This is a genomic window from Microvirga zambiensis WSM3693 (assembly GCF_016735695.1).
Classification (GTDB): domain Bacteria; phylum Pseudomonadota; class Alphaproteobacteria; order Rhizobiales; family Beijerinckiaceae; genus Microvirga; species Microvirga zambiensis.
The window spans coordinates 1-814 of sequence record NZ_JAERQD010000214.1 but is presented as its reverse complement, the minus strand read 5'-3'; the positions used below and the strand labels follow the sequence as shown (position 1 = coordinate 814).

General features: G+C 62.7%; 1 protein-coding gene. It reads left to right on the top strand.

Annotation, left to right across the window (positions count from 1 at the left end):
• The first annotated feature begins 50 nt into the window (after nt 1-50).
• The gene (locus JKL46_RS34955) at nt 51-761 is read left to right on the top strand and encodes an IS6 family transposase (protein WP_201843042.1); all 711 of its coding nucleotides are present in this window, start codon (nt 51-53) and stop codon (nt 759-761) included.
• Nucleotides 762-814: the final 53 nt, after the last annotated feature.

The following is an 814-nucleotide window of genomic DNA, read 5'->3' as shown; positions in this document are numbered from 1 at the left end:
GGCACCGTCATGTTAACCGGTGGGTGACCGGATCGAGGCATATGTGAGGGATGAAAAATGCTCGTCATCCTCGCTACGCCCGCCACCGCTTCCCGGCTGAAGTGATCAGCTACGCGATCTGGCTCTATTTCCGGTTTCCCCTGAGCCTGCGCATGGTCGAGGAGATGCTCGCGGCCCGCGGCATCGAGGTCAGCCACGAGACCGTGCGGCAGTGGGCGCTGAAATTCGGGCAGGGTTATGCCAATCAAATCCGGCGGCGTCTGCCCGCGCCTGGGGACAAGTGGCACCTCGACGAGGTCGTGATCAGCATTGCGGGCCGGAAGCATTGGCTCTGGCGCGCGGTCGACCAGCATGGCGTCGTGCTCGACATCCTGGTTCAAAGTCGCCGGAATGCAAAGGCTGCCAAGCGCCTGCTGCGCAAGCTGCTCAAGAGGCAGGGCGCGGCGCCGCGTGTGATGATCACGGACAAGCTGGCCAGCTATGCCGCCGCGAAGAGGATTGTCATGCCTGGCGTGGAGCATCGGCAGCACAAGGGCATAAACAATCGCGCGGAAAACAGCCATCAGCCGACCCGACGGCGGGAGCGCATCATGAAGCGCTTCAAATCAGCTGGGCAGGCGCAACGCTTCCTCTCCGTTCATGATCAGGTGGGAAATCTCTTCCGCCGTCCCGCCAACACCAGCGCCGCCGGTCACCGCAACTTCCGAGCTCAGGCGTTTCGGACTTGGGCTGAGATGACTGGCGTCGCCACGGGCCACTGATCTGACGAACCAGGAGGGGCCGACCTATCTCAAGCCGTTAAGTTGACGATGCC

Excerpts from the sequence above, each read along its gene's own strand:
- JKL46_RS34955 (WP_201843042.1), top strand. The coding sequence starts at position 51 with ATGAAAAATGCTCGTCATCCTCGCTACGCCCGCCACCGCTTCCCGGCT.